The 25,201-nt window shown below is 70.3% G+C and carries 24 protein-coding genes and 1 riboswitch; of the genes, 8 read left to right on the plus strand and 16 right to left on the minus strand.

The window, feature by feature from the left end; translation table 11 throughout:
* Positions 1 to 247 precede the first annotated feature (247 nt).
* The 3 genes from HNR67_RS20995 to HNR67_RS21005 all read right to left on the minus strand — a co-directional run bounded on the left by HNR67_RS20995 (position 248) and on the right by HNR67_RS21005 (position 5,338).
* Positions 248 to 1,372: a hypothetical protein gene (locus HNR67_RS20995; protein WP_185003946.1), complete on the minus strand. Its 1,125-nt coding sequence runs from the start codon at positions 1,370 to 1,372 to the stop codon at positions 248 to 250.
* 64 nt (positions 1,373 to 1,436) lie between these two features.
* On the minus strand, positions 1,437 to 2,513 hold the full coding sequence (locus HNR67_RS21000) for a ribonucleotide-diphosphate reductase subunit beta (RefSeq protein ID WP_185003947.1): 1,077 nt from the start codon (positions 2,511 to 2,513) through the stop codon (positions 1,437 to 1,439).
* Entirely contained in the window at positions 2,510 to 5,338 is a 2,829-nt protein-coding gene (locus HNR67_RS21005; RefSeq protein WP_312987728.1) for a ribonucleoside-diphosphate reductase subunit alpha, read from the minus strand. Before HNR67_RS21005 ends, HNR67_RS21000 begins: the two co-directional genes overlap by 4 nt.
* 287 nt (positions 5,339 to 5,625) lie before the next feature.
* Positions 5,626 to 5,862, minus strand: a riboswitch (cobalamin riboswitch).
* A 107-nt stretch (positions 5,863 to 5,969) separates the two neighbouring features.
* Here HNR67_RS21005 and HNR67_RS21010 point away from each other — a divergent pair.
* From HNR67_RS21010 to HNR67_RS21020, 3 genes are all read left to right on the plus strand, one after another.
* Complete coding sequence (locus HNR67_RS21010) at positions 5,970 to 6,956, plus strand: NADPH:quinone oxidoreductase family protein (protein WP_185003948.1); 987 nt, start codon at positions 5,970 to 5,972, stop codon at positions 6,954 to 6,956.
* A complete protein-coding gene (locus HNR67_RS21015; protein WP_185003949.1) occupies positions 6,956 to 7,879 on the plus strand; it encodes a LysR family transcriptional regulator in 924 nt (307 codons plus the stop codon). The genes HNR67_RS21010 and HNR67_RS21015 overlap by 1 nt, the downstream gene beginning before the upstream one ends.
* Positions 7,880 to 7,946: 67 nt before the next feature.
* Positions 7,947 to 8,555, plus strand: a complete 609-nt coding sequence (locus tag HNR67_RS21020) for a DUF1579 family protein (protein WP_185003950.1) — start codon at positions 7,947 to 7,949, stop codon at positions 8,553 to 8,555.
* Here HNR67_RS21020 and HNR67_RS21025 read toward each other — a convergent pair.
* The 9 genes from HNR67_RS21025 to HNR67_RS21065 form a co-directional block, all read right to left on the minus strand.
* Positions 8,552 to 8,992 (minus strand): hypothetical protein, encoded by a 441-nt coding sequence (locus HNR67_RS21025; RefSeq protein WP_185003951.1) that lies wholly within the window; start codon positions 8,990 to 8,992, stop codon positions 8,552 to 8,554. The genes HNR67_RS21020 and HNR67_RS21025 overlap by 4 nt on opposite strands.
* 75 nt (positions 8,993 to 9,067) lie before the next feature.
* The gene (locus HNR67_RS21030) at positions 9,068 to 9,880 is read right to left on the minus strand and encodes a hypothetical protein (RefSeq protein WP_185003952.1); all 813 of its coding nucleotides are present in this window, start codon (positions 9,878 to 9,880) and stop codon (positions 9,068 to 9,070) included.
* Positions 9,877 to 10,890 (minus strand): FtsX-like permease family protein, encoded by a 1,014-nt coding sequence (locus HNR67_RS21035; protein WP_185003953.1) that lies wholly within the window; start codon positions 10,888 to 10,890, stop codon positions 9,877 to 9,879. The genes HNR67_RS21030 and HNR67_RS21035 overlap by 4 nt, the downstream gene beginning before the upstream one ends.
* Positions 10,887 to 11,549, minus strand: coding sequence for an ABC transporter ATP-binding protein (locus tag HNR67_RS21040; protein WP_185003954.1), 663 nt, complete (start codon positions 11,547 to 11,549; stop codon positions 10,887 to 10,889). Before HNR67_RS21040 ends, HNR67_RS21035 begins: the two co-directional genes overlap by 4 nt.
* 27 nt (positions 11,550 to 11,576) lie before the next feature.
* Positions 11,577 to 12,434: a hypothetical protein gene (locus HNR67_RS21045; protein WP_185003955.1), complete on the minus strand. Its 858-nt coding sequence runs from the start codon at positions 12,432 to 12,434 to the stop codon at positions 11,577 to 11,579.
* 11 nt (positions 12,435 to 12,445) lie between these two features.
* Entirely contained in the window at positions 12,446 to 12,727 is a 282-nt protein-coding gene (locus HNR67_RS21050; RefSeq protein WP_185003956.1) for a hypothetical protein, read from the minus strand.
* A 4-nt stretch (positions 12,728 to 12,731) separates the two neighbouring features.
* Positions 12,732 to 12,872 carry a hypothetical protein gene (locus HNR67_RS21055; RefSeq protein ID WP_185003957.1) on the minus strand — a complete coding sequence of 47 codons (141 nt, stop codon included), beginning with the start codon at positions 12,870 to 12,872 and terminating at the stop codon, positions 12,732 to 12,734.
* A 19-nt stretch (positions 12,873 to 12,891) separates the two neighbouring features.
* Positions 12,892 to 13,053, minus strand: coding sequence for a hypothetical protein (locus HNR67_RS21060; RefSeq protein ID WP_185003958.1), 162 nt, complete (start codon positions 13,051 to 13,053; stop codon positions 12,892 to 12,894).
* A gap of 32 nt (positions 13,054 to 13,085) precedes the next feature.
* Positions 13,086 to 13,871: a MerR family transcriptional regulator gene (locus HNR67_RS21065; protein WP_312987733.1), complete on the minus strand. Its 786-nt coding sequence runs from the start codon at positions 13,869 to 13,871 to the stop codon at positions 13,086 to 13,088.
* Between the two features lie 56 nt (positions 13,872 to 13,927).
* Here HNR67_RS21065 and HNR67_RS21070 point away from each other — a divergent pair, with 56 nt between their 5' ends.
* Complete coding sequence (locus HNR67_RS21070) at positions 13,928 to 15,313, plus strand: polysaccharide lyase 6 family protein (protein ID WP_246492561.1); 1,386 nt, start codon at positions 13,928 to 13,930, stop codon at positions 15,311 to 15,313.
* A gap of 89 nt (positions 15,314 to 15,402) precedes the next feature.
* The gene (locus tag HNR67_RS21075) at positions 15,403 to 16,134 is read left to right on the plus strand and encodes a DUF4097 family beta strand repeat-containing protein (RefSeq protein ID WP_185003960.1); all 732 of its coding nucleotides are present in this window, start codon (positions 15,403 to 15,405) and stop codon (positions 16,132 to 16,134) included.
* A gap of 71 nt (positions 16,135 to 16,205) precedes the next feature.
* Here the strand turns inward: HNR67_RS21075 and HNR67_RS21080 are convergent, their stop codons facing one another.
* From HNR67_RS21080 to HNR67_RS21090, 3 genes are all read right to left on the minus strand, one after another.
* The gene (locus HNR67_RS21080) at positions 16,206 to 18,137 is read right to left on the minus strand and encodes an N-acetylmuramoyl-L-alanine amidase (protein ID WP_185003961.1); all 1,932 of its coding nucleotides are present in this window, start codon (positions 18,135 to 18,137) and stop codon (positions 16,206 to 16,208) included.
* 224 nt (positions 18,138 to 18,361) lie between these two features.
* Positions 18,362 to 19,672 (minus strand): HAMP domain-containing sensor histidine kinase, encoded by a 1,311-nt coding sequence (locus HNR67_RS21085; protein ID WP_312987735.1) that lies wholly within the window; start codon positions 19,670 to 19,672, stop codon positions 18,362 to 18,364.
* Positions 19,669 to 20,337: a response regulator transcription factor gene (locus HNR67_RS21090; protein WP_185003962.1), complete on the minus strand. Its 669-nt coding sequence runs from the start codon at positions 20,335 to 20,337 to the stop codon at positions 19,669 to 19,671. Before HNR67_RS21090 ends, HNR67_RS21085 begins: the two co-directional genes overlap by 4 nt.
* A gap of 65 nt (positions 20,338 to 20,402) precedes the next feature.
* On the opposite strand from HNR67_RS21090, the gene HNR67_RS45745 reads away from it, so the two are divergent.
* On the plus strand, positions 20,403 to 22,241 hold the full coding sequence (locus HNR67_RS45745; RefSeq protein ID WP_221489991.1) for a glycoside hydrolase: 1,839 nt from the start codon (positions 20,403 to 20,405) through the stop codon (positions 22,239 to 22,241).
* Here HNR67_RS45745 and HNR67_RS21100 read toward each other — a convergent pair whose 3' ends face one another.
* Positions 22,242 to 23,240 carry a LacI family DNA-binding transcriptional regulator gene (locus HNR67_RS21100; RefSeq protein WP_185003963.1) on the minus strand — a complete coding sequence of 333 codons (999 nt, stop codon included), beginning with the start codon at positions 23,238 to 23,240 and terminating at the stop codon, positions 22,242 to 22,244.
* 209 nt (positions 23,241 to 23,449) lie between these two features.
* Between HNR67_RS21100 and HNR67_RS21105 the strand changes: the two genes are divergently transcribed.
* Together HNR67_RS21105 and HNR67_RS21110 are read left to right on the plus strand one after the other, a co-directional pair.
* Positions 23,450 to 24,535 carry an S-(hydroxymethyl)mycothiol dehydrogenase gene (locus tag HNR67_RS21105; RefSeq protein WP_185003964.1) on the plus strand — a complete coding sequence of 362 codons (1,086 nt, stop codon included), beginning with the start codon at positions 23,450 to 23,452 and terminating at the stop codon, positions 24,533 to 24,535.
* Positions 24,535 to 25,164, plus strand: a complete 630-nt coding sequence (locus tag HNR67_RS21110; RefSeq protein ID WP_185003965.1) for an MBL fold metallo-hydrolase — start codon at positions 24,535 to 24,537, stop codon at positions 25,162 to 25,164. The genes HNR67_RS21105 and HNR67_RS21110 overlap by 1 nt, the downstream gene beginning before the upstream one ends.
* Positions 25,165 to 25,201: the final 37 nt, after the last annotated feature.

The raw sequence follows: 25,201 nt of genomic DNA on the forward strand, positions 1-25,201 counted from the left end.
CGCATCATGCCCCACTCACGGCTTGTGTAAAACCATTGAACCCCCGGATACCGCCGGACGCACCCGGTCGAAGGTGTGAGATCCGCTCCGCTCGGCCGCGCTCGATCTGCCCGACCTCGTTTCCGCAGGCCCTGGGCCCGCGTCTGGGCGGAATAGGGAGGGTGGAGGTTGAAAGTAGAACTGATGTCGCTGGGTAAGCCACTAATGGGGGACAACAGTGTGTTACCGGGCTATCCGATTGCAGTCACTACTCCCGATCGGCGAGCAGATCCCACGGGTCACCATCCGTGTCGCTTGTTACCAGCACGACCAATCGGCCTGAGATATCCAAGGCCGTGCCCGGGTTCCCGTCTGTCCGCCGACTGACGCGGTCCACCATCTCGGATTGCTCCCCCGGCGACAAATCCTGGTGGAGGAGACCGAAGGCGAGCCGTCGATCCGCGCGGCCGAACAGGTCGAGTGGAGCCCATGCGCCGTGGAGGCGTCGTCCTGACACGCGGCGACCCACCGGAGGGGCGGTGGTGAACAGGGTCTCTTGGACACTGGCCACCTGGCCCTGTGCACGTTCAGCAAGCCATGAGACTGGAGTCCAGTCATCATTGGCGATCCCAACGGGATGATCCTGCCGCCAGGAATTTTGCTCGACCTGCGACTCGTTGGCCAGCACTCCCACCTTCTGCGACGTGCCGTCTGCGTCCTGTGCGGTGTCGTCAGCCTGGCCGGCTGGCTGACGTGGCTTGTTGCGAGGAACGAACAGATCCACGGTGATCTCCTGTTCGTTCGCATATGCCCAGCTCATGACGAACGGATGATCCTGGTGGTACTGGGACCACCTCAGAAGCTCATCGAGACGTCTCAGATTGGCAGCCAACGCCCTCGACGGCGCCTTCCGGTAACGTCCCCTGGCCTCGCCGGCGAGTCGACGTTTGGGCCAGCCGAACAGCAGATCTGGCTTGATTCCTGGCTTCCGGTAGGATCTGCCCGGCCCGATCGGCAACGCGTCGAGATGATGCAGGGAGCCCCGGCGATGCCAACGGCCGCTGGCCTCCACCGCGGCGGTGAGCATGGCCAGTCCCAGCGACTCCACCACGAAGTGTCGAATGTGATGAGAGCTGGTTCGTGTCACATCCGGACGGAGTCGCAGCGGTCCGTCCAGGGGAGTGTCCAAATAGGACAGAAGAATCCGGGCTTCAGGGAAGTAGCTGTCGAACCGGGCTGGGCAGGATGTGGCCAGTGTGTTGATTCGGACCAGGCGAGCGATGTTGATGTCGATCTTGCGGGTTCGCGGCCTCAGCTCGGCCGAAATTCCTTCTACCCCAACCAGCTTGGGATCGACGGTCCAGACGAAGTCACGCAAGGTAACCGAGGCCATGGCATCAGGTTAGCTGCGTGTGGGGTCGCCGCGACCGCAGCCGTGGCGACCCCACACGATCAGGTCAGTCCCAGTCGAGCGCGCCACCGGTCTGGTACTCGATGACCCTGGTCTCGAAGAAGTTCTTCTCCTTCTTCAGATCCATCATCTCCGACATCCACGGGAACGGGTTGTCCGCCTCCGGGAACACCGGGGTCAGGCCGATCTGGGCGCAGCGCCGGTTGGTGATGAAGTGCATGTACTGCTCGCACAGCTCGGAGTTGAGGCCGAGCAGGCCGTTGGGCATGGTGTCGCGGCCGTAGGCCACTTCCAGCTCGCAGGCCTCGCGGAGCATGGTGCGGATCTCGGCCTGGAACGCCTCGGTCCACAGGTGCGGGTTCTCGATCTTGATCTGGTTGATCGCGTCGATGCCGAAGTTCAGGTGGATCGACTCATCGCGCAGGATGTACTGGTACTGCTCGGCGATGCCGACCATCTTGTTCCGGCGGCCAAGAGACAGGATCTGGGCGAAGCCGGTGTAGAACCACATGCCCTCGAAGACCACGTAGAAGGCGACCAGGTCCCGCAGGAACGCCTGGTCCTTCTCCGGGGTGCCGGTGCTGAACTCCGGGTCCTCCAGGTTCTGCGTGTACTGCAGCGCCCACGCGGCCTTGTCCGTGATGGACGGGACCTCGCGGTACATGTTGAACAGCTCGCCCTCGTCCAGGCCGAGCGATTCGCAGATGTACTGGAAGGTGTGGGTGTGCACGGCCTCCTCGAAGGCCTGGCGCAGCAGGTACTGGCGGCACTCCGGGTTGGTCAGGTGGCGGTACACCGCGAGCACGATGTTGTTGGCCACCAGGGACTCCGAGGTGGCGAAGAAGCCCAGGTTGCGCTTGATCGCCCGGCGCTCGTCGTCGGTGAGCCCGGTCGGGGACTTCCACAGGGCGATGTCGGCCTGCATGGAGACCTCGGTGGGCATCCAGTGGTTGTTGCAGCCGGCGAGGTACTTGTCCCACGCCCAGTTGTACTTCAGCGGCAGCAGCTGGTTGACGTCGGCGCGACAGTTGATCATCGCCTTGTCGTCCACGCTGACCCGGCCGCCACTGCGGTCGATCTGGCCGAGGCCGGTGGCGTCCACGGAGGGTTCAAGGGCGGTCACTGGCAGGCCTCGCAGTCCGGGTCGGTGATGGAGCAGGCCAGCGCCTCGGCGGCCTGGGCGGCGGCGGGGGAGACCGCGGCCGGGGCGGGCTCGGGCGCCACCAGCACGGGGGAGACGGCGTTGAGCTTGCCGTCGGTGCCGCGCAGGGTGGACTTCTCCACGTGCGTGGCGCTCTGCGCGCGCAGGTAGTACGTGGTCTTCAGGCCGCGCAGCCAGGCCAGCTGGTAGAGCGAGTCCAGCTTCTTGCCGCTGGGCTTGGCCATGTAGAGGTTGAGCGACTGGGCCTGGTCGATCCACTTCTGCCGCCGCGCCGCCGCCTCGATCAGCCATTCGCTGTCCAGCTCGAACGCGGTGGCGTACAAGGACTTCAGCTCGGCCGGGATGCGCTCGATGGCGCCGAGGCTGCCGTCGAAGTACTTCAGGTCGCCGATCATGACCTCATCCCACAGCCCGCGCTCCTTCAGCTCGCGCACCAGCTGCGGGTTGACCACGGTGAAGTCGCCGGACATGTTCGACTTCACGTACAGGTTGCGGTACAGCGGTTCGATCGACTGGTTGACCCCGGTGATGTTGGCGATGGTCGCGGTCGGCGCGATCGCCATCACGTTGGAGTTGCGCATGCCGACCTCGACCACGCGCGCCCGCAGCGTGTCCCAGTCCAAAGTGGACGAACGGTCCACCGCGAGGTCGCCTGCCCGGTTGTCGGCCAGGATCTGCACCGAGTCGATCGGCAGGATCCCCTTGCTCCACAGCGAACCGGGGAAGGACTCGTACGCGCCGCGCTCGGCGGCCAGCTCGGCCGAGGCCGAGATCGCGTAGTAGGAGATCTCCTCCATGCTGCGGTCGGCGAACTCCACCGCGCCCGGCGAGGCCATCGGCAGGCGCAGCGCGTAGAGCGCGTCCTGGAAGCCCATCAGGCCAAGGCCGACCGGACGGTGCCGCATGTTGGACCGGCGCGCCTCGGGGATGGTGTAGAAGTTGACGTCGATCACGTTGTCCAGCATGCGGACCGCGGTGCGCACGGTCTTCTCCAGCCGGGCGTGGTCGATGCCGTCGGCGGTGATGTGCTGGGCCAGGTTGACCGAGCCGAGGTTGCACACCGCGACCTCGTCGATCGTGGTGTTCAGGGTGATCTCGGTGCACAGGTTCGAGGAGTGCACCACACCCGAGTGCTGCTGCGGGGAACGCAGGTTGCACGGGTCCTTGAAGGTGATCCACGGGTGACCGGTCTCGAACAGCATGGTCAGCATGCGCCGCCACAGGTCCTTGGCCTGCACCCGGCGGAACACCCGGATCTCGCCGCGGTCGGCGGCCGCCTCGTACTCGGCGTACTTGCGGGAGAACTCCAGGCCGTAGGCGTCGTGCAGGTCCGGGACCTCGTCCGGGGAGAACAGCGTCCACTGGCCGTCGGCGCGCACCCGGCGCAGGAACTCATCCGGCACCCAGTTCGCGGTGTTCATGTCGTGCGTGCGCCGCCGGTCGTCGCCGGTGTTCTTGCGCAGGTCGAGGAATTCCTCGACGTCGATGTGCCAGGTCTCCAGGTAGGCGCAGACCGCGCCCTTGCGCTTGCCGCCCTGGTTGACCGCGACCGCCGTGTCGTTGGCGATCTTGAGGAACGGCACCACGCCCTGGGACTTGCCGTTGGTGCCCTTGATGTGCGCGCCGATACCGCGCACCGGGGTCCAGTCGTTGCCCAGCCCGCCGGCGTACTTGGACAGCAGCGCGTTGTTGCTGATGCCGTGGAAGATCCCCTCCAGGTCATCGCCGACCGTGGTGAGGAAGCAGGAGGACAGCTGCGAGCGGGTGGTGCCCGCGTTGAACAGCGTGGGGGTGGAGCACATGAAGTCGAAGCTGGAGATCAGGTCGTAGAACTCGATCGCCCGCGCCTCGCGGTCGTCCTCGCGCAGCGCCAGGCCCATGGCCACCCGCATGAAGAAGGCCTGCGGCAGCTCGTAGCGGACCTCGTCGCTGTGCAACAGGTACCGGTCGTAGAGGGTCTGCATGCCGAGGAACTGGAACTGCAGGTCGCGGTCGGCGACCAGGGCCGCGCCCAGGCGCTCCAGGTCGAACTTGGCCAGTTCGGTGTCGAGCTGGTCCAGCTCAACGCCGCGGCGGATGAACTCGGCGAAGTAGACCGGGTACTGCTCGGTCATCTGCGCGTGGCTGGCCACCCGCTCCTCGCCCGCGAGGAAGCCGAGGGCCTCACCGCGTGCCTTGTCCAGCAGCAGCCGGGCGCTGACGTAGGAGTAGTTCGGGTCGTTCTCGACCATGGTGCGCGCGGCCATCACCGGCGCCACGCTCAGCTCGGCCGGGCTGATCCCGTTGTACAGGTTGCGCATGGTCTCGGCGAGCACGGTCTCCGCGGAGACCGCGGTCAGCCCGGCGCAGGACTCCTGGATCACCAGCGCGAGCCGCGCGGTGTCCAGCGGGGCCAGCGTGCCGTCGGCCTGACGCACCGAGAACTGCGGCGCGGCCTTGGGCGTGGACTCCGCGCGGGCCTTGGTGTGCTCCTCGCGGTAGAGCACGTAAGCGCGGGCGACCTTCTGGTGCCCGGCCCGCATGAGGGTCAGTTCGACCTGGTCCTGGATCTGCTCGATGTGCAGCGGCCGGTCCGGACCGGCGTGCCGCAACAGAGCCTGTTCCACCGACTGGGTCAGCTCGGCGATCTGTTCCCGTACGCGCGGCGAGGCGCCGGCGTCGGTGCCCTCCACGGCCAGCCAGGCCTTGGTCATCGCGACCGAGATCTTGCCCGACTCGAACGGGGACACCGCGCCGTTGCGGCGGATCACCGTGACCGCGCCCGGCGCGATCTCTGGCGAATGCACTGACACGAAAGCTGCTCCAAAATGTGTGCTGGGCGGACGAGGGCAGCGCCGGGCGACCGAGCACCCGGGTGCGGGTTCGGTTGCCGTCGCTGGGGAAGCTTGGTGAGGCGTTAGCTCTGAGGCTCGCTACAGCTCGCAGGCGATGCGGTCATACAGGTCGTCTCTCCTCGCGAGCGTCGGCGCCGATGGGCCGCGGAGTCAGAGGCAGGCGAGGGCCGACCGGGGCGCTGGTACGCCGCTCAGTCGTCCGCTCGGCCTTCCCACGAGACCGCGAACCGGGCACACCGTCGGTGCGCCCGCTGACGGCAGGTCTTCGGACTCGTGGGCGTGCCGGCCGAGGCCGGTCTCCTACTGGCCGTCGCTTCCCGGACCGTGGCGTCCAGTGCTGTACCGGCTCGATCGCTCGGCCGGTGACGGCGGTCGTTCCCACTCACCGCTGCGGGGCAGTCCCGGAGTCGCACCGGGTTCCCTGTTGCCTCACCGGGCGTTTGCGTGCCCGGTGAACCATCAGCGGAACGGATACTACATGTAGGGGTCCCCCGCGCAAGCGCGCCCAATATGGCCGTGTTTTGCGTGTCGTGCAGACATGACACGATGGGGGCTGACCGATCACGGTGCGTGGAGGTGTGTAGTGCGGGCATGGCGGGTGCACGAGCTGGGCGAGCCGCGGGATGTGCTCAAGCTGGACGAGGTTCCGGACCCGGTGGCAGGCCCCGGCCAGCTGCTGGTGAAGGTCCGGGCGACCGCGCTGAACTTCCCGGACGTGCTGATCTGCCGTGGTCAGTACCAGGTTCGCCCGCCACTGCCGTTCACACCGGGGGTCGAGCTTTGCGGTGAAGTGGTCGCGCTCGGTGAGGGCGCGACCGGCTGGTCGGTCGGCGATCGCGTCATCGCCACCCCCGCGCCGCCCAACGGCGGACTTGCCGAATACGTCACAGTCAACGCGAACGAGGTGATCCCGGCGCCGGAGTCCCTCGACGACGCGCAGGCCGCCGGGTTCCACATCGCCTACCAGACCGGCTGGTTCGGCCTGCGCCGCCGGGCGGAGCTGGCCGAGGGCGAGACCCTGCTCGTGCACGCGGCCGCAGGCGGGGTCGGCAGCGCGGCCATCCAGCTGGGCAAGGCAGCGGGCGCCACGGTGATCGGCGTGGTCGGCGGCGCGCGCAAGGCCGAGGTGGCCAAGCAGCTGGGCGCGGACCTGGTGATCGACCGCAAGCAGGAGGACGTGATCGCCACGGTGAAGGAGTTCACCGGCGGCCGCGGCGTGGACGTGGTCTACGACCCGGTCGGCGGCGACTCCTTCCGCGCCTCCACCAAGGTCATCGCCTTCGAGGGCCGGATCGTCATCGTCGGCTTCGCCAGCGGCGAGATCCCCAGCGCGGCGATGAACCACGCCCTGGTCAAGAACTACTCGCTGCTGGGCCTGCACTGGGGCCTGTACACGCACAAGGACCCGGCCTCGGTCCGCCAGGCGAGCCTGGAACTGGCCGCACTGGCCGATCAGGGCCTGCTCGACCCGCTGGTCGGCGAGCGGCTGCCACTGGCCGAGGCGCCAGCTGGCCTGCAACGACTCGCCGACGGCGACTCCGTCGGCCGGGTCGTGGTCACGATGGACTGATGGAGTTACGCGAGATCGAGGCTTTCCTGGTGCTGGCCGAGGAACTCCACTTCGGCCGCACCGCGGCTCGCCTGCACCTGACCCAGGGGCGGGTGAGCCAGACGATCCGGGCCCTGGAGCGGGAGATCGGCGGCACGCTGTTCGAGCGGACCAGCCGCTCGGTCCGGCTCACCGGGCTGGGCGAGGAGTTCCTCACCGGCGCCAGGGCCGGGCACGAGCAGCTGCTGAGCACCCTGCGCGCGTGCCAGGTGCTCGCGCGCGGGGTCAACGGCACGCTGCGGGTGGGTTATCACCCGTCGATGGGCCTGGACTTCGTCACCGGACTGGTGCGGGCCTTCGAGGCCAGGCACCCGCGGTGCGCGATCCGGCTCAACGCCACCGAGATCGGCCCGGACCTGCTGCCGGTCTTCGCCGGCGCGCAGGTGGTGCTCACCTGGTCCCCGGGTGACCCGGAACTGTTGCGGGACACCGGACTCGGCGTCGGACCGGTGCTGGCCAAACATGCACGGGCACTGGTCACCCCGGCCGATCACCCACTGGCCCGCGGCGAGTCCATCTGCGTCGAGGACCTGGCCGGGCACCTGCTGTGCAACCCCACCAACTCCGCGCCGCCCGCGCACCGGGCCGCCTGGACCCCGGTGGTCACCCCCTCCGGCCGCCCGATCCCACAGACCTCCGATGACCTGTGCACGCTGACCGGCAAGACCAGCATGCTGGTCGACGACGCGCTGATCCTGGTCGCCCGCGGCATCGGCCTGCACTGCTCGGTGGCCGGGGTGCTGGACCGGATGCCGTTCCCCGGCCTGGTCGCGGTGCCGATCAGGGACCTGCCGCCGATGCTGGCCGTCCCGGTGTGGCAACAGGACTCGGCCGAGGTCCGGGCCTTCGTGGACCTGGCCGCCGAGTACTCGCCGATCGATTAGCCCGGCTAATCGGAACCATTGATGATCGACTGTTGTTCCGGCTGACCGCCGATCACAGACTTCCCCCGTGCTCACCAGACTTCTCGCGACCACCGTCGCACTGACCCTGACCCTGCTCGCCTCCTGCGCCTCCGCCCCGGCCAGCCCCGAGGTGCCCACCCTGGTCCGCAACGGCCTGCCCGGCCCGGCACACCAGCGCCTGCAACCGCTCATCGGTGAGTGGGAGGTGGAGATGCGCACCTTCATCGCCGGCGGCACCCCGGAGAAACCGTTGGTGGCCAAGGACGTCAAGGGCACCCGCCGCTGGGTGGAGGGCACCGGCGGCCGCCACCTCCAGGAGGAGCTGACCGGCACCTTCAACGGCGGCCCGTACTACCGGCTCGGCTGGCTGGCGCACGCGAACATGGCCAAGCAGTACGAGTTCGTCACCATCGACGCGCTCAACGCGGCCATGATGAGCTACCACGGCCCCTCCGACAACGGCTCGGCCGAGCTGAACATGACGGGTGAGTTCGTGGACCAGGGCGTGCTGGGCGACGCCTACATCGGCAAGACCATCCGGATGCGTACGGTCATCCGGTTCGAGACGCCGGACCGGCAGGTGATCGACCTGCTGTTCACCCCGCCGGGGGAGCCGGAGCGACTGGCCGACCGCAAGACCTACACCCGCCGCTAGCAGATCACGGGGCGGTTGGCGTTGAGGAACTCGAAGCGGCGGGCGAACCAGTGCTGCCGCCACTGGGCGAAGACCGCGTCGGCCACATCGGTCAGGTGCGCCCCGCGGTCGACCTGGTAGACGACGCACACCCAGCTGGCGTCGAGGTGCACCACCAGGTCGCGTGGCCGCCTGAGGGCCCGCAGCAGGGTCGCGGCCTGGGGGCCGCGTTCGCCCGCCTCCCCGTCGTCCAGGCAGCGGGCCAGGTCGCCGATCGCCTGGGCGGCGGTGTCGAACATCGACCACCGGTACTTCGGCGACGGCGGCCCGGCCGCCCACGGGTGGAAGAACGCCGAGGAACTCCAGCCGGGCCCGAGGCGATCATCGCGCTCTCCCGGGCTCGGCTCGCGTTCGGTGGGCATGATGCTGTTGTAGCCGGTGAACGTCGCTGGACTCACCCCCTCATCCCAGGGATGCCGGTCGATGTTGTCGACCTGGTTCCAGGGACAACCGATCAGGAACCCGGACCGCCGCTAGCCGAGCCGGGACAGGTAGGTCATGGTCTCGCCGGGCAGTTCGATCAGCCGGATCGCCCTGCCCTCGTCCTTGGCGACGTCCACCGCGGCCAGGCCAGCGCTGATCAGCCGCACGGCACGCGGGTCGGGGCCGGTCTCGAAGGGTTGGGGCGCGGTGGATCCGCGCACCAGCACGGTCCGGCCCGGCGCCCCGATCTCGCCGTCGCGGACCAGGCTCAGCCGGGCCAGGCCGGGCAGGCAGGAGATCGACACCGGCAGGTCGCCGCGGCCCAGTGGGACCGGAACTCCCGCGCCGCGGCGGAACGTGCCGGTGCGGTTCGGGGTGGTGCCTGCCAGGCAGCGGCCGTCGCCGGTGGTGATCACCTCGGGCCAGGTGTCCTCGGTCAGCTGGTCGAGGTCGGGCGCGTGGTAGGTGCGGACGGTGCGGCCGATCCCGAGCAGGCCCTGGTCCAGGGCGGTCGGGTATTGGGCGGCCGGGACTGTCCTCAGTGGACGGAGGGTTCGGCCGGTGCGGTCCAGTTCCAGCACCTCCGCGCCGAGGCCGTCGTCGAGGCCGGAGAGGATCAGGGGGCGGGCGGCGACCGTGAGCAGCGCGGTGTCCAGTGGCCGGTCCGGGGCGGCGGTGCCGGGCAGTCTGGCCAGCGGCAGGGCCTGGGCGGTGGCGGTGTCCAGGCCGACCAATAGTTTCCGGTCGCCGTCCCGGACCACGACGAACGAGCCTGCCGCGGCCCAGTCGGTGCTCAGCGGGCGGGCGCAACCGGCCAGCAGCAGCACGGCCAGGCCCAGTGCGGCGATCCGGCGCGTGGTCACCACTCCCGCAGGGCGCGTTCGGGCGGCAGGGCTGCGGCCCGGATGGCCGGGCGGAGTGCGCCGAGCAGGGTGCGGCCGCCGAGGCCGGCGGTGGCGGCGGCGACCGCGAGGTTGCCCAGCAGCACGCCCGCCGCCCCGGCGAGCAGCCCGGCGATGGCCAGTTCGGTCAGCAGCAGGGCCAGGATCCGGCGGCGGGGGAAGCCGATCGCCTTGAGCACGCCGATCTCCCTGGTCCGGCCGCGCACGAACGAACCGGCCAGGGTCAGGCCGGAGAACAGGCTGAACGCCAGCAGCAGGGCCAGTACGAGATAGGCGAAGGTGGACAACAGTTCCAGCGCGGCCGGCACCTCATCGGCCTGGGCCACCAGCACGTTCGCCGAGGAATATCCTTGCTGGGAAAGGAAGTCCGCCTCGGGCACACCGGCCTTGGCCGCGGCCAGGCGGACCGTCAGCGCGGGATCGGCGTAGGCCGGATCGTAGAGCCCGGCCACCTGGATCCGCTCGGTGAGCGGCTCGCCCTGCCCTGGGGCGACCTGCCGGGTGGCGGTGACCTCCAGCCCGGTGCCCTGGATGCGGGCGGGCAGCACGACCTCGTTGTCCCGCAACGGGAAAAGCTCGGGCCGGGTGCTCGCGGTCACCGGCGGTCGCCGCGAGTCCTGGGGCACGGTGGCGTAGAGCAGCTCGCCGGGCACGGTGTCGGTCTTGATGCCGAAGGCGGCCTGGAGGGTGGGCTCGACCGCGCCGAGATTCTCCACTCCGCGCAGCTTGTCGAGGTTTCCGCTGGTCAGGGCCAGGGTGTCGGTTCGTTCGGGTGTGGCGCGCAGTTCGATGGTGCGGAGGGCCGGGCCTTCGGCGATCCCGGCCCTGGTCCGCTCCGCCGCCCGGCCGACCAGACCGGCGGCGAGCAGGGCGAGCAGACAGCCCAGCACGGTCACCAGGATCAGCGGGGTGAGGCGGCCGCGGTACTGCCGCAGGTTGCGCCAGGCGATCAGCAGGGTGCGGTGGGTCATCGGGCTCCCTCGGTTAACCGGCCCTCGGCCAGGTGCAGGCGGCGGTCGGCCGCGGCGGCGACGGTGTCGGAGTGGGTGACCACCAGCACCGCGCAGCCGAGTTCGGCCGCCGCGCGCAGGTGGTCCAGCACGACCCCTCCGGTGGCCGGGTCGAGGTTGCCGGTGGGTTCGTCGGCCAGCAGCAGCGACGGCCGGTTGACCAGCGCCCTGGCCAGGGCCACCCGTTGCGCCTCACCACCGGAGAGCAGCCCGGGGAGGTGATGCCGCCGCGGGTGCAGACCCAGTCCGGCCAGTGCCTGTTCGGCCCGCGCGGTCGCGGCGGCGGCCGGACCGGGCACGGCCAGCGCGACGTTGCGCACCGCGCTCAGGTGCGGCAGCAGGTGGCCGGACTGGAACACGAAACCCAGCTCCTCCCGCCGCATCCTGGCCAGCCGCGCCTCGCTCAGCTCCCGGGTGTCCTGCCCGGCCAGCCGCACCGTGCCTGCGTCCGGGCGGGCCAGCAGTCCGGCCACCGCGAGCAGGGTGGTCTTGCCGGAGCCGGACGCGCCGCGCAGCGCGACCAGCTCCCCGGCGGCCACGTGCAGGGACACCTCGTCCAGCACGGTGGTGCGGATGCCTTGGCGCACATGTACGCGCACGATCCGGTCGAGTCTGAGCACAGTTCGCTGCCGATCAGGGGTTGGCGGTCAGCCACAGCGCGTCGGCGGTGGCGGACAGGTCGCGGTCACGGCTCGCGCGATCGCGGTAGTGGGCGCCGGGATGTTGTTGCGGCGCAACGACTCCACTCCGGCGCGCAGCTCACGCAGGCTGAGCGCGCCCGCTTCCCGCGTCAGCAGTCCGGGCAGGGTGGCCAGTTCGGCGCGCAGGCGCGGTGGCGCCGCGTCGCTGGTGAGGCCGAGCAGCCGCCAGGCGGTGAGCCGCTCCGCCCGGTTCGTCGGCCGCCAGTCGGTCAGTCGCGGCAGCGGGAGGTCCGGCGCGAGCCTGATCTGGAGCTGCCGCAGGTTCACCCAGCGCGTGGCGGCCTCCTTGGTGATCTCCGCCGGCACCGCGCCGGACAGGGCGATCAGCGCGCGCCGGTCCAGGGCGCTGTCGGACTGGCCGGTGGCGCGGCGGGTCAGCGCGGCCTTGGCCAGCGTCGCCGGATCCAGTTCGGCCCGTCCCGCCAGTTCGTCGACCCCGGTCACCAGCAGCCGGTCGTCGTCGCCGAGGCCGGCCTGGGCCCGGATCGCGGCCGGGTCGGCCAGGCCGAGTGCCCTGGTGGCGGCGCGCAGCGTGCACGCCTGATAGGGGTTGGTCAGCTCGGCGGCGCGGGCGTCCAGCCAGCCGGAGATCCGCTGCCGGGTGGCCTGGTCGACCCGGATGTCGTTGTCGGACAGGACTTCCAGCCCGGCGGCGGTGGTGGCCAGCCTGCTCCAGTCCTCCGCCGCGCCATCCTCGAGGTAGCCGCCGGGCTGGACCGCGGCGCGGATCCGCTCCGGGTCCGGGGCGCCGGCGGGGACACCGGTGGCATGCCCGATCCGGTTGAGGTACCAGCGGTTCCACACCGCCGGGCCGGTCAGCTCGGCCGGGGCACCGCGCCGGGGGCGAGTGCGGGCGGGCGTTGTCCGGCCAGTGCCAGCACCTGGTCGGCGTAGGCCGTCTCGGACAGGCTGGGCGCGGCCGAGGTGGCCAGGGCTGGGCGGTAGAAGAGCCCGTTGTCCGCGCGCAGCCCTTCGAGCTGGCGGGCGAGCGGGGACAGCGGGGCAGGCGGGCCGGTGGGCCAGTACAGCGTGGCCAGGGCCACCGCCAGCGCGACCGCCACCGGCAGCCACCTCAGCACCACCGGCCGGCCGGGCATCGGCTCAGACCCGCGCGATCGCGCTGCGCGGCGTGCCGTACTTGGGCACGTGCGCCACCGCCTCGGAGTTGGCGCCGATGCCGGTGGCGGTGAAGGTGGCCCTGTTCTTGATCCAGGCCGCGTTCTTCGGGTTGTTCCCGATCATTTTCGCCGAGGTCTTCCAGTCACCGCAGCCACTCCAGGAGAAGGACTGGATCCACCTCCAGGCGATTGCCGCCCGGATAGTTCACGGTGCCGGTGTTCTGGTTCGCCATTGCCGACGGTGCGAACAACGTGGCGGCCGCCAGTGTGATGACGCCGAACGCCATCGCTTTCCTGAGGTTCATGAATTCAGCATGCGCGCGGTTTCCGGAATCGACTAGGACCGGCATGAGTTCCCGCCGGAGTCCGGACAGGAGCAGCGGCCGAGTAGCCGGTGCAGCCGCAGACCGACCACCTCGCCGATCACCGCGTGCACCACCTGGTGACTCAGCAGTCCGGGACCGGTCGCAGGCACCGCGCGGCGCAGGCCGTCCAGTGCGGTGGTGAGTGATTCCGGCTGGAAGCCCAGTGGCGCAAACAGTTCAGCCAGGAAGAGCAGCCCCGCCCGGTACGGCACGCCGATCCGCTCCAGCCGGGCCACCGCGGTGAGCAGCGCGGACGCCCCCGGCCGCACCCCGTCCCCGGTGATCAGCACGACGCCGTGGTCGACCAGCGGGCGCGCGGCCGCGCTGCCGGCCCGGTGCAGCCGGTGGAATTCCTGGAGCAGGCCGGTCAGCGGGGTGTGCGCCGCTTCGGCCATGAGTCGCCGGATCGCGGCCAGGTTGAGGCCCTCTCGCTGGTATTCGGAGATGCGCCGGATCGCGGTGAGGTGTTCGTCACCAAAGCGCAGCCGGCCATTGATCATAGGCACCGGCGGCAGTAATCCCTTGGTCCGGTACTCCCGAATAGTGCGTTCTGCCACGTTTGCCCGAGTGGTCAGCTCGGAAACCGTGAAAAATCGCATGCCCCGCATATGACAATCTCCTTGCGAACAGCCGCCTCCCCGGCGGGCGGCCCGCGCAGGGAAACATCGCGTTTCGACGATGTCAAATAGTCCCGAGTCCCTGACCTGGCTGTTCACATCCATGATCAACGGACTTCGGCAGGGTTCTTGACTAAACATCGGATGTGTACCTAGCGTGTGCTCACCGCCGCGCCGTCTCACTGGAGAGCTGGCACATGAAGCAACGAACCGCCATGCTGCTGCCTGTTCTGGCCGCCGCTATCGTCCTCACCCTGCCGTCTGCCGCGACGGCCGGGTCCACCGGCGCCGAAGTGGTGCGGGTGAACAGCCTGTCCGCCCTGCAGAACGCGCTCAACTCGGCCAAACCGGGCGACCGGATCGAACTGGCCGACGGCAGTTACAACGCCACCGGTGCCATCACCGTCCGCCGTTCCGGCACCGCGTCCGCGCCGATCACGGTCAGCGCGGCAAACGTTGGCAAGGCGGTCATCACCGGGTCCACCGGGTTCGCCTTCGACAACGTCAGTTACGTGACGCTGAACGGATTCTCCCTGCGGCACGGCGGTTCGCTGTCCGTGCCGACCGGGGCGCACCACATCCGGTTGAGCCGCAACACGATCCAGTTCGCCGGTGACGGGAACTGGGTCAACATCAACGGAAACGACGTGGAGATCGACCGCAACACCTTCCAGAACCGCAGCACCGCCGGGGTCTTCCTGCAGATCGCCGGGCCGAGCGACAACGTCGCCAAGCGCACCAAGGTGCACCACAACTACTTCTACAATCACACCTTCGCCGGGGCCAACGGCGGTGAGTCGATCCGCCTGGGCTTCAGCCACAAGCAGAGCTACTCGGCCAACGCGGTCATCGAGCACAACCTGTTCGAGAAGGCCAACGGCGACCCCGAGGCGATCTCGGTGAAGGCATCGGACAACACCATCCGGTACAACACCATCCGGGACAGCAAGGGCTACATCGTGCTGCGGCACGGCCACCGCAACCTGGTGGAGGGCAACCTGCTGCTGGGCAACACCGGCATCCGCTTCCACGGCAACGACCACAAGATCATCAACAACTACGTGGCGGCCACCGGTGGACGCGCGCTGGTCTTCGGCAAGGGCTCGGAGGCGGACAGCTCGCCGACCAGCACCGGGCACGACCGGCCGGACCGGGTCGTCGTCGCCTACAACACCCTGCTGGGCACCAGCTCGGTGGTGGACAGCGACGGCGGCGACTTCCTGCCCAAGGACTGCGTGCTGGCCAACAACATCATCGTGGGCAGCTCCGGTTCGCTGGTGAACATGCGCGCCGGGTCCACGGTCAAGTACGAGGGCAACATCGCCTACGGCGCCGGCGCGGGCATGCCCTCGGGCGGCTACCGCAACGTCGACCCGAAGCTGGTCACCGACGCCAACGGGCTCAAGCGACTCAGCTCGGGCAGCCCGGCCATCGACGCCGGGGCTGGCAGCTATTCCTTTGTCACCAACGACTTCGACCCGCACGAGCGCAGCGGCAAGCTGGACGTGGGCGCGGACGAGTTCGGTGGTTCGGTGGCCCGCAAGCCGCTGCAGAAGGCCGACGTGGGTCCGTCGGCTCCGTGAGTCACCCGGTGGGGGTGGGGCTAGCCCTACCCCCACCGGAGGTGGTGACCCGATCGTGCGCGCGCCCGGTGGTCACTACGGTTGCCCGCATGAGGATGTTCAAGGTGGGGGCGGCGCTGCTCACTGGCGCCGTGCTGTTGTCGGGGTGCTCGCTGGTCGCGCGCAACCGGGAGACCCAGCAGCAGGATTTCGAGCAGAAGGTCACCAAGCTGGAGGTGACCCTGTACAGCGGGGACGTCGAGGTCCGGGCCGGTGGGGACGGCAAGGTCAGCGTCACCAGGAAGCTGGAGTGGGCCAGCACCAAGCCCATCGCGCACGAGGAGTGGTCGGGGGAGACGCTGCGGATCACCCCGCCGACCTGTCCGAACAACTGCGGGATCGACTACGTGATCACCGTGCCCGCCTCGATCGCGGTGCAGCTCAAGACCAACTCCGGCACGGTCGTGGTCGCCGACGTCAAGGGCGACCTGCGCCTGGAAACCGACTCCGGGGACGTGCGCGCGGACAACCCGGTGGCCGCGCTGTGGGCGCGCACCGGCTCGGGCAAGGTCACCACCTCCGGCGCGCGTTCGCCCAAGGCCGAGCTGCGCACGGACTCCGGTGACATCGAGGCCGCCTTCGCCGCCGCGCCGACCACCGTGCTGACCCAGGCCGGCAGCGGCGCCGTCACCATCACGGTGCCCAAGGAGCCCGCCGGATACCAGGTGACCACCAAGGCCGACTCGGGCAAGCGGGAGGTCGCGGTCACCCAGGAGGCGGGCAGCCCGCGCACGATCTCCGCGTCCACCGACTCCGGCGACATCACGGTCAAATACGGCTGAGCCAGGTACCGCTGAGGGGGCGTGGACCCGGCGGAGGCGGTGAGGGACGCCTCCGCCGGGTGCCACCGGGACTACCAGCTCGGGCTGAGCCGGACGTCCGCGGCCTTCACGAAGAACGCCCGGTGCCCGAAGAACACCTGGTAGTACTTGTCCTTGCCGCGCACCACGGTCCGCGGACCCTCCCAGTTCTGCGCGAAGTAGTAGTCGGTGGAGACGTTGTGCTCGGCGAGCACGTACTTCTCCCCGGCGCGCATGCTGTACTGCAACGGCGCGATCGGCTGATAGGGCACGCCGGTGCCTTCGTAGGCGGCTTCCTCCGGGTAGGCCCGGCCGAACACCGGGACCTCGGTCAGGCCGGGGCGCGGGGTGACGGTGTAGCCGGTGCTGTTCACCGCGGTCGGCTTGGATCGCGGGTTGTGGAACCAGGCTTTCTGGCCCAGGTACCAGATCGCGGTCCACTCGCCGCGCCGTTCGGCCACCGCGAAGCGCTGTCCGGTGTCCACCCGGCCGCCGTAGTCGCTGACGTGCCGGGTGCTGTTGCTGCCGTCCGGCCGCAGCCCTGGGTCCTTGACCAGTGGGGCGTCCGCGCTGGGTTCGGTGTGCAGGAACACCGAGGTGGTGCCGCGGACCGGGCAGGGGTCGGCGGGTTTGGCGCTGTCACAGCCGTACATCGCCGGGTGGTGGGTGGCGTAGTCCGGTTTGATGGTGACGATCCCGGCCCATGGTCCGGTGCTGGTCTGGAAGGGCGCGCCGAGCAGGTCGAAGTAGTGCGCCCAGTCCCAGTAGGGGCCCGGGTCCCAGTGCATGCCGCGCACGGTGGCCGGGGTGGTGCCGGGCACGTTGTCGTGACCCAGGATGTGCCCGCGGTCCAGGGGGATGTCGTACTTGTGCGCCAGGTAGCGCACCAGCCGCGCCGAGGAGCGGTACATCGCCTCGGTGTACCAGGTGCCCTTGGCCGCGAAACCCTCGTGCTCCAGGCCGATGGAGTGCGAGTTGATGTACCAGTTCCCGGCCTGCCAGGCCACGTCCTCGGCCTTGACGTGCTGGGCCACGTGGCCGTCGACCGAGCGCAGGGTGTACTGCCAGCTCACGTACTTCGGGTTCTGCACCAGCCGCAGCGTGGTGTCGTAGTAGCCCTCGGTGTCGTGCACGATGATGTACTTGATCTTCAGATCGCGCGGCCGGTCGGCCTGGTCGTGGTTGCCGTAGCTGCCCGGTTTGGTCGGGTCGAAGTGCTCGTACGGGGCCGGAATCCATTCACAGCCCAGGTTCCTCGGGCATTCGGTGGCCGCGGGCTTCGGCGCGCGCAGGCCGAGACCGTCCACTTGGGACACTCGCGGGCTGATGCCGGGATCGGCGGTCAGCCGGACCCGGTGGCCGTCGTCGGTGACCCGGTCCGCGCCGGTGCGCAGCAACTCGAACACGTCGTCGGCGAACCGGCGGGCGGTCGCGGTGTCGGTGGCCCCGCTGTACCTGGCCACCGCCCCGTACCAGTCCCCGGCCGCGCCGCCGCCGCGTAACTCCCGCTGGTACTGTGCCAGCACGGCCGCGCCACCGCGGATGTTGACCGCCGGATCCGAGCGCAACCTCGCCGGTTCGGCCCCGGTCAGCCGCGCGGCCAGGTCCAGGGTCTGTAGTCCGGCGGGGGAGGCCCCGGCCGGTGCGGGTTCGGGCAGCCGGAGTGGCCGGGCGGTGTCCCCGCGCGGGTCCTCGGCGCCGTCCCCGTGGTGGGTGTCCGGGGCGACGCCGAGGCCCCGCGCGTCGGTGAGGTGCATGGGCCCGAAGCCCGCACCGCGGCTCGGTTCCCCCGCGTTGGCATCCCAGCGCGACTGGAGGTACGAGACGCCGAGCAACACACTCGGCGGCACGCCGAACTCGGTGGCGGCGGCCGTGAACGCGTCCTGCCGGTCCGCCGGAGCGGCGGTCGCGGACACCGGGGTGACAAGCGCGCCGAGAACCGCGAGCGCGGCTCCCAGCGCGAGATGACGCCGGACAACGGGCATGTGGACATCTTTCTCACAACGCCCATTGTGTGGCAATAGTCCACAAGGAGTCCGCGACCAACCAAAGCCCCCAGTGTTGGCCGTTCTCGTACGGTGTGTTGGCCGAACTGGACGGTGTGTTGGCCGTTGTGGGCGGTGTGTTGGCCGGAGGGTGTACCAGTTCGGCCAAGACTGTGTACGACAACGGCCAAGACTGCGTACGAGAACGGCCAACACGCCGGGGGTCAGTTGAAGCGCATGCGCAGCAATGTGCCGCCGCCCTCGGGGGACTCCGCGGAGACGGTCGCGCCGTGGGCTCGTGCGACCTGGCCGACGATCGCCAGGCCGAGTCCGGAGCCTGGCAGCGAACGGGCCGCGGGGGAGCGGTAGAAGCGCTCGAACACCAGGTCCAGGTCCGCGGCCGGGATCCCCGGGCCCTGGTCGAGCACCCGCAACTCCTTGTCGTGCAAGGACACCCGCACGATCCCACCGGGTGGGCTGAACTTGCCCGCGTTGTCCAGCAGGTTGCGCACCGCGCGGGCCAGCCTGCCGGGCTGGCCGGTGATCGCGGTCGGATCCAGGTCCAGGCAGAAGGCGGTGCGTGGCCAGTGGGCGCCCACCTCGGCGGCCACGTGCTCGACCAACAGGTCCAGGCGGAGTTCCTCGGCCGGGTCGGCGGCTTCCTCGCCGCGGGCCAGTTCGATCAGGTCGGTGACCAGCCCGGTGAGCCGGGTGGCCTGGGTGTGCAGGGCGGTGAGCACGTCGCCGCGCTGGGTCTGGGTGAGCTGGTCGGCGCGGCGCAGCAGGTCGATGTTGGCACGCAGGCCGGTCAGCGGGGTACGCAGTTCGTGCGAGGCGTCGGCGACCAGTTGTCGTTGCGCGGCAAGGGCGGCGTCCAGTTCGGCGAGCATGGTGTTGAACCCGGCGGACAGCCGGGCCAGCTCGTCCGCGCCGTCGACCTCGATGCGGGCCTGGGGATCCCGGTTCGCGGCCACCAGCTCAGCCGCCTCGGTGAGTGCGGCCACGGGGCGCAAACCGGTGCGCGCCACCAGGTATCCGGCCGCGGCGGCCACCGCGACGCCGACCAGTCCGGCGCCGATGAGTGCCCAGCCGATCCGGGTGAGGCTGTCGTCGGTGCGGTCCGAGCGCACCGCCACCTGCACCGCCACCCCCTCGGCCAGCGGGGAGGTGAGCATGCGCACCGGGTGGCCGCCGATGGTGGCCGCGCTGAAGAAGGCGGTGCGCCTGCCCGCGGCGACCGCGCGGGTCTCCTCGGTGACCGGCAGACCGGCGTCGTCGGTGATCCGCCCGTCCGCGGTCACCTTCTGCGCGCACGCGGGCGCGGTGATGAACTCGCAGGGGCCGGCGGGGATCCAGGCGTCGAGGGCCACGCGTTTCAGCCGAGTCACCTCCCGCTGTAAACCCAGGTCGGTCGACCGGTGCAGCTCACCCGCGAACAGCAGGTAGGCGGTCACCGCCATCGCCGTGGATGTCAGCGCGACCGCCAGCGCGCCGGTGACAGCGATTCTGGCCCGCAACGGCCACCGGCGCCTCACGGATCACCCAGTCGATATCCAAGTCCGCGAATGGTGTGCAGCAACGGGGGCTCGCCAGGCGTCTCCAGCTTGCCGCGCAGATACCGGATATACACCGCCAGCGAGTTCGCGGTGGACAGTCCGGGACCCCACACCAGCTCGATGATCGACTCCCGCGGCAGCGCCCGGCCCGCGTTGCGCGCGAGCACCTCCAGCAGGGCGAACTCGGTGCGGCTCAACTCGATCCGCCGGTCCCCGCGCCGCACCAGCCGGGCGGCGGTGTCCACGATGAGATCCCCGTGTCGCAGGATCGCCGGATCCGCCGGGTAGGCCCTGCGCAGCAGCGCCCGCACCCTGGCCAGCAACTCGTCCAGGTCGAACGGCTTGACCAGGTAGTCATCGGCCCCGGCGTCCAGCCCGGCGATCCGGTCGCCCACCGTGTCCCTGGCGGTCAGCACCAGGATCGGCGTGCGGTCACCGCTGGCGCGCAACCGGCGGCACACGGTGAGGCCGTCGGTGAAGGGCATGAGCAGGTCGAGGACCACCGCGTCCGGCCGCCAGTCCGCGATCTCGGCCAGCGCCAGCCCACCGTCGCCCACCCCGCGCACCTCGTGGCCCGCGGTGCTCAGCGCCAGCTCGACCGCCGTGCGCACGGCATCGTCGTCCTCGGCCACCAGTACCCGCATGATGCCCCCGATGGTAGCCAAGGGATTCTCACCGGACTCTCATTCGCACCCGACATGGTGATCCGGTGCGAACATCACGTGAACGAGCCGTGTCCGTCGGCCTGGCCCTGGCCCTGCTGCTCACCGGATCACCCGCCGTCGCCGAACCCGCCGCCGGCGAGGTGCTGTTCCCGGTGACCGGTGGTGTGCTGCGCCTGCGTCCGTCCACAATGGAGATCACCGGTCCGGCCCTGGTGTCAGCGGGTGTTGACGGGTTGGGGCCGGTGACCGACCTGCGGCGGGACCGGGACGGCGTGAGCTGGCAGTACCCCGAGCGCGGCTACCGGGTCCGGGCCGGGGTGCGCGATGGCAGGCTGCGGGTGACCGTCCACGGTGGACGGGACAGCCTGCGCTGGCCGGTCACCGGCGCCGACCCTGCCACCACCCGGCTGGCCGTGCCGCGCGGCGAGGGCCTGTCCGTGCCGGTCACCGACACCTGGTGGGCCGAGCGGCTGGGCAGCGTCCCGGTCTCCGGCGGGCTCACGCTGCCGTTCTGGGGCCAGACCGTTGGCGGGCGCGGGGTGAGCTACCTGGTGTCCACCGAGATCGGCACCGACCTCGCTGTGTCTACTGTGGACAAACGGTTGCACGCCACCGCCGAACACACCTTCACCGACCGGACCCCGGACTACACCGTCGACTTCGGACTCACCGACGGCTCCCCGGTGGCCGCCGCCGCGGACTACCGCCGGTTCCTGGCCGCTCGCGGCGGACTCGGCAACCTGCGGGCGAAGATCAAGGCCAATCCCGCCGCGGAGAAACTGCTCGGCGCGTTGCACGCCTACGGCTGGGGGCAGGCCCGGCAGGTCGAGGGCGTGCGCCGGTTGCGGGAACTCGGCATCGACCGGCTGTGGCTGGGCTACGACGGCACACCGATGAGCAAGGAGGCGGTCACCGAGGCGCGGCAGGCCGGGTACCTGGTCGGCCCGTACGACTCCTGGGACAACGCCCAGGACCCGGCCACCGCGGACAACCCCGGCTCGGTCTGGCCGGGCAAGCTCTGGCCGGAAGGCTGTGTGCGCAAGGCCGACGGCACCCCGGAGACCGGGTTCGGCGGTCGCGGCTGCTACCTCAGCACCGCCGCCCTGCCCGATGAGGTCTACCGGGACCGGGTGCGCGAGTGGACGGCCAACGGCGCGGACAGCTACTTCCTCGACGTCGACGCCGCCAGCGAACTCTTCGACGACCACTCGCCTGCTCATCCGATGACCCGGCAACAGGATCGCGCCAACCGCCTGAAGCGGATGGCCTACCTCTCCGGCGAGCGCCGCCTGGTGCTCGGCTCGGAAACCGCGGCCGGCTGGGCGAACCAGGTCCTCGCCTTCAACCACGGCTCCTCGACGCCGGTCACCAACGCGCTGTGGAAAGCCCAGCGGGACAAGGCGAACTGGGGTGCCTGGTACCCGGAGGCGGCCCCGTCGTTCTTCTTCAAACCGGTGGAACTCTCCGCCGAGCTGACCCGGTTCATGTTCGACCCGGCCGTGCGCGTCCCGCTGTACCAGACCGTGCTGCACGACTCGCTGATCTCCACCGACCGCTGGGAGCTGCCGCTGTCCAAACTCCCCGCCCTGGCCAAGGACCGCATCCTGCTCGCGCTGCTCTACAACGTCCCGCCGAACCTGGTGCTGGACCAGGGGGAGCTGGACCGGCACGGCGAGCGGATCGCCGAGCTGCACAAGGTGTTCTCACCCCTGCACAGGCTGGCGGGCACCGAGGCGATGACCGGATTCCGCTGGGTGGACGGCGATCCCAAGGTGCAGGAGACCGAGTTCGGCAACGGCGTGCTGCGGGTGCGCGCCGACTTCAGCACCGGCTGCGTGCGGACCTCGCGGAGTCAGGAGAAGTACTGCCCGAGCGCCTGGTGATCACGGCGACCCTGGACTCCTGGACGAGCTGCCGCGGGCGATCAGCCGGGCGTCCAGGGTCACCGTGCTGGGTAGTCGCCCCGGATCGGCGATCCGGGCCAGCAGCAGCCGGGTGGCCTGCACACCGATCTGGTAGGCGGGCTGGGCCACCACGCTGAGCTGCGGCTCCAGCAACGTCGTCCACGGCGCGTCGTCGAAGGAGACCAGCCCCAGGTCGATCCCGGCCCGCAGGCCGTGCGCGCGCATCGCGCCCAGCACCCCGACCGCCATCGCGCTGTTGCCCACCAGCAGCGCGTCCGGCCGCTCCGGCCCGCCCAGCAGCTCCGAGGCCGCCACCTGCGCGCCCGGCGCCCGGTACTCGGCCCGGCGCAGCACCTCCCGGCGGCCGGTGCCGACCAGGGCGTCCCGGTAGCCCGCGGCGCGGTCATCGGCCGTGGGCACCCCCTCCGGGCCGGTCAGGCAGGCGATCCGCTGGTAGCCCTGTTCGATCAGGTGCTCGGTGGCCTGGCGGGCGGCCAGGCGGCTGTGCACCAGCACCATGTCGCAGGAGCGGTCCGGCATCCGCCGGTCCACCGCCACCACCGGGGTGCCGCTGTCGAAGAGCGGGTCCAGGCTGCCGGGCAGCCCCGAGGGCGAGACGATCACGCCGGCCGCGCGCTCGCTCAGCGCCACCTCGACGTAACGCCGCTCCTTGTCCGCGTTCTCATCGGAATTGCACAGGACCACCTGGAAGCCACCGGCCTGCGCGGTGTCCTCCACCCCGCGGGCGATCGCGGTGAAGAACGGGTTCTCCACGTCCGAGATGATCAAGGCGAGTACCGCGGTCTCCTGCCTGCGCAGGTTGCGGGCCAGGCCGTTGGGCCGGTACCCGAGTTCCTTCGCCGCCGCCCTGACCCGGCTCGCCAGCTCCGGATCCACGGTGGACTTGCCGTTCAACGCCCGCGAGACCGTCGCGGTGGACACCCCTGCCCGTGCGGCTACATCACTGATCGTCGCCAACTGTCTGACCCCTTGCTGCGCGCTGTCCCCGCGGACACCTTATTGACCCGGCCGCAAATTAAGAAAGAATCTTGGCGAAATCGATTGCGTGCACGTTGCGCTTTTCGCCCGGTCGGGCATTGATCCACTCGGTTGACGCGCGCGGTCCAGGCGTGGCGAATCATGCGCATGTCTGCAACCGTGCACTCACGCACCGAAGGGAGAGCACCGTGGCTCAAGAGGTCCGTGGCGTGATCGCCAGGAGCAAGCAGGCGCCCGTCGAACTGGTGACCATCGTGGTACCGGACCCCGGGCCGGGCGAGGCCGTGGTGAAGGTGCAGGCGTGCGGGGTCTGCCACACCGACCTGCACTACCGCGAGGGCGGCATCAACGACGAGTTCCCGTTCCTGCTCGGCCACGAGGCCGCCGGGATCGTCGAGGCGGTCGGCCCCGGCGTCACCGAGGTCGAACCAGGTGACTTCGTGGTGCTGAACTGGCGTGCGGTCTGCGGTCAGTGCCGGGCGTGCCGGCGCGGGCGGCCCTGGTACTGCTTCAACACCCACAACGCGGCCCAGCCGATGACGCTGACCGATGGCACCCCGCTCAGCCCGGCGCTGGGCATCGGCGCGTTCGCGGACAAGACCCTGGTCGCCGCCGGTCAGTGCACCAAGGTCGACCCGGAGGCCAGGGCGGCCGCGGTCGGCCTGCTCGGCTGCGGGGTGATGGCCGGCATCGGCGCGGCCATCAACACCGGCGGCGTCGGGCGCGGCGACTCGGTGGCGGTGATCGGCTGCGGCGGCGTCGGCGACGGCGCGATCGCCGGATCCGCGCTGGCCGGGGCGCACACCATCATCGCGGTGGACATGGACCCGGCCAAGCTGGAGCTGGCCAGGGGCTTCGGCGCCACCCACGTCGTCAACGCCAGGGAGACCGACCCGGTCGCCGCGATCCAGGAGCTGACCGGCGGCAACGGCGCGGACGTGGTGATCGACGCGGTCGGCCGCCCGGAGACCTGGAAGCAGGCTTTCTACGCCCGCGACCTGGCTGGCACCGTGGTGCTGGTCGGCGTGCCCACCCCGGAGATGACCATCGAGATGCCGCTGATCGACTTCTTCTCCCGCGGCGGCGCGCTCAAGTCCTCCTGGTACGGCGACTGCCTGCCCAGCCGCGACTTCCCCACGCTGGTCGAGCTGTACCGGCAGGGCAAGCTGGACCTGGACGCCTTCGTCAGCGAGGAGATCCCGCTGGACGGGGTGGAGGGCGCGTTCGAGAAGATGCACACCGGCGGCGTGCTGCGCTCGGTGGTGGTCTTCTGATGGCCGTCCGGATCGACCACACGGTCACCTCCGGCACGTTCAGCCTGGACGGGCAGACCTTCGAGGTCGACAACAACGTCTGGGTGCTCGGCGACGACGCGGAATGCGTGGTCTTCGACGCCCCGCACGACGTCGAGGCGATCCGCGAGCTGATCGGCGACCGGCGGGTGGCCGCGATCCTGGCCACGCACGCCCACGACGACCACATCCGCTACGCCCCGGAGCTGGCCGAGGCCACCGGCGCGCCGATCCTGCTGCACCCGGAGGACCTGCCGGTGTGGGAGCTGACCCACCCGGACCGGGAGCCGGACGACGCGCTGCGGGACGGCCAGGTGATCGAGGTCGCCGGGACCGCGGTGCACGTGCTGCACACCCCCGGCCACGCGCCGGGCGCCTGCTGCTTCCACGTGCCAGAGCTGAACGTGGTCTTCACCGGCGACACCCTGTTCCAGGGCGGACCCGGCGCCACCGGCCGCTCCTTCAGCAGCTTCGACACCATCATCGGCTCGATCAGGGACCGGCTGCTGAGCCTGCCGCTGGACACCACCGTGCACACCGGGCACGGCGGCAGCACCACCATCCGGGCCGAGGCGCCCAACCTGCAGGAGTGGATCACCCGCGGGCACTGACCACCTGCGGCGAGGGCTCCCTGGCGGTAGTAGGGAG

The organism is Crossiella cryophila, assembly GCF_014204915.1.
In the GTDB taxonomy this organism is placed as follows: Bacteria; Actinomycetota; Actinomycetes; order Mycobacteriales; family Pseudonocardiaceae; genus Crossiella; species Crossiella cryophila.

What these genes read in the sequence shown, in the direction of transcription:
- HNR67_RS21075 (WP_185003960.1), top strand. Translation starts at nt 15,403, where the DNA reads ATGAGGATGTTCAAGGTGGGGGCGGCGCTGCTCACTGGCGCCGTGCTG.
- HNR67_RS20995 (WP_185003946.1), bottom strand. Translation starts at nt 1,372, where the DNA reads ATGGCCTCGGTTACCTTGCGTGACTTCGTCTGGACCGTCGATCCCAAG.
- HNR67_RS21080 (WP_185003961.1), bottom strand. Translation starts at nt 18,137, where the DNA reads ATGCCCGTTGTCCGGCGTCATCTCGCGCTGGGAGCCGCGCTCGCGGTT.
- HNR67_RS21070 (WP_246492561.1), top strand. Translation starts at nt 13,928, where the DNA reads ATGAAGCAACGAACCGCCATGCTGCTGCCTGTTCTGGCCGCCGCTATC.
- HNR67_RS21050 (WP_185003956.1), bottom strand. Translation starts at nt 12,727, where the DNA reads ATGCCCGGCCGGCCGGTGGTGCTGAGGTGGCTGCCGGTGGCGGTCGCG.
- HNR67_RS21015 (WP_185003949.1), top strand. Translation starts at nt 6,956, where the DNA reads ATGGAGTTACGCGAGATCGAGGCTTTCCTGGTGCTGGCCGAGGAACTC.
- HNR67_RS21110 (WP_185003965.1), top strand. Translation starts at nt 24,535, where the DNA reads ATGGCCGTCCGGATCGACCACACGGTCACCTCCGGCACGTTCAGCCTG.
- HNR67_RS21055 (WP_185003957.1), bottom strand. Translation starts at nt 12,872, where the DNA reads ATGATCGGGAACAACCCGAAGAACGCGGCCTGGATCAAGAACAGGGCC.
- HNR67_RS21090 (WP_185003962.1), bottom strand. Translation starts at nt 20,337, where the DNA reads ATGCGGGTACTGGTGGCCGAGGACGACGATGCCGTGCGCACGGCGGTC.
- HNR67_RS21060 (WP_185003958.1), bottom strand. Translation starts at nt 13,053, where the DNA reads ATGAACCTCAGGAAAGCGATGGCGTTCGGCGTCATCACACTGGCGGCC.
- HNR67_RS21035 (WP_185003953.1), bottom strand. Translation starts at nt 10,890, where the DNA reads ATGACCCACCGCACCCTGCTGATCGCCTGGCGCAACCTGCGGCAGTAC.
- HNR67_RS21065 (WP_312987733.1), bottom strand. Translation starts at nt 13,871, where the DNA reads ATGTTTAGTCAAGAACCCTGCCGAAGTCCGTTGATCATGGATGTGAAC.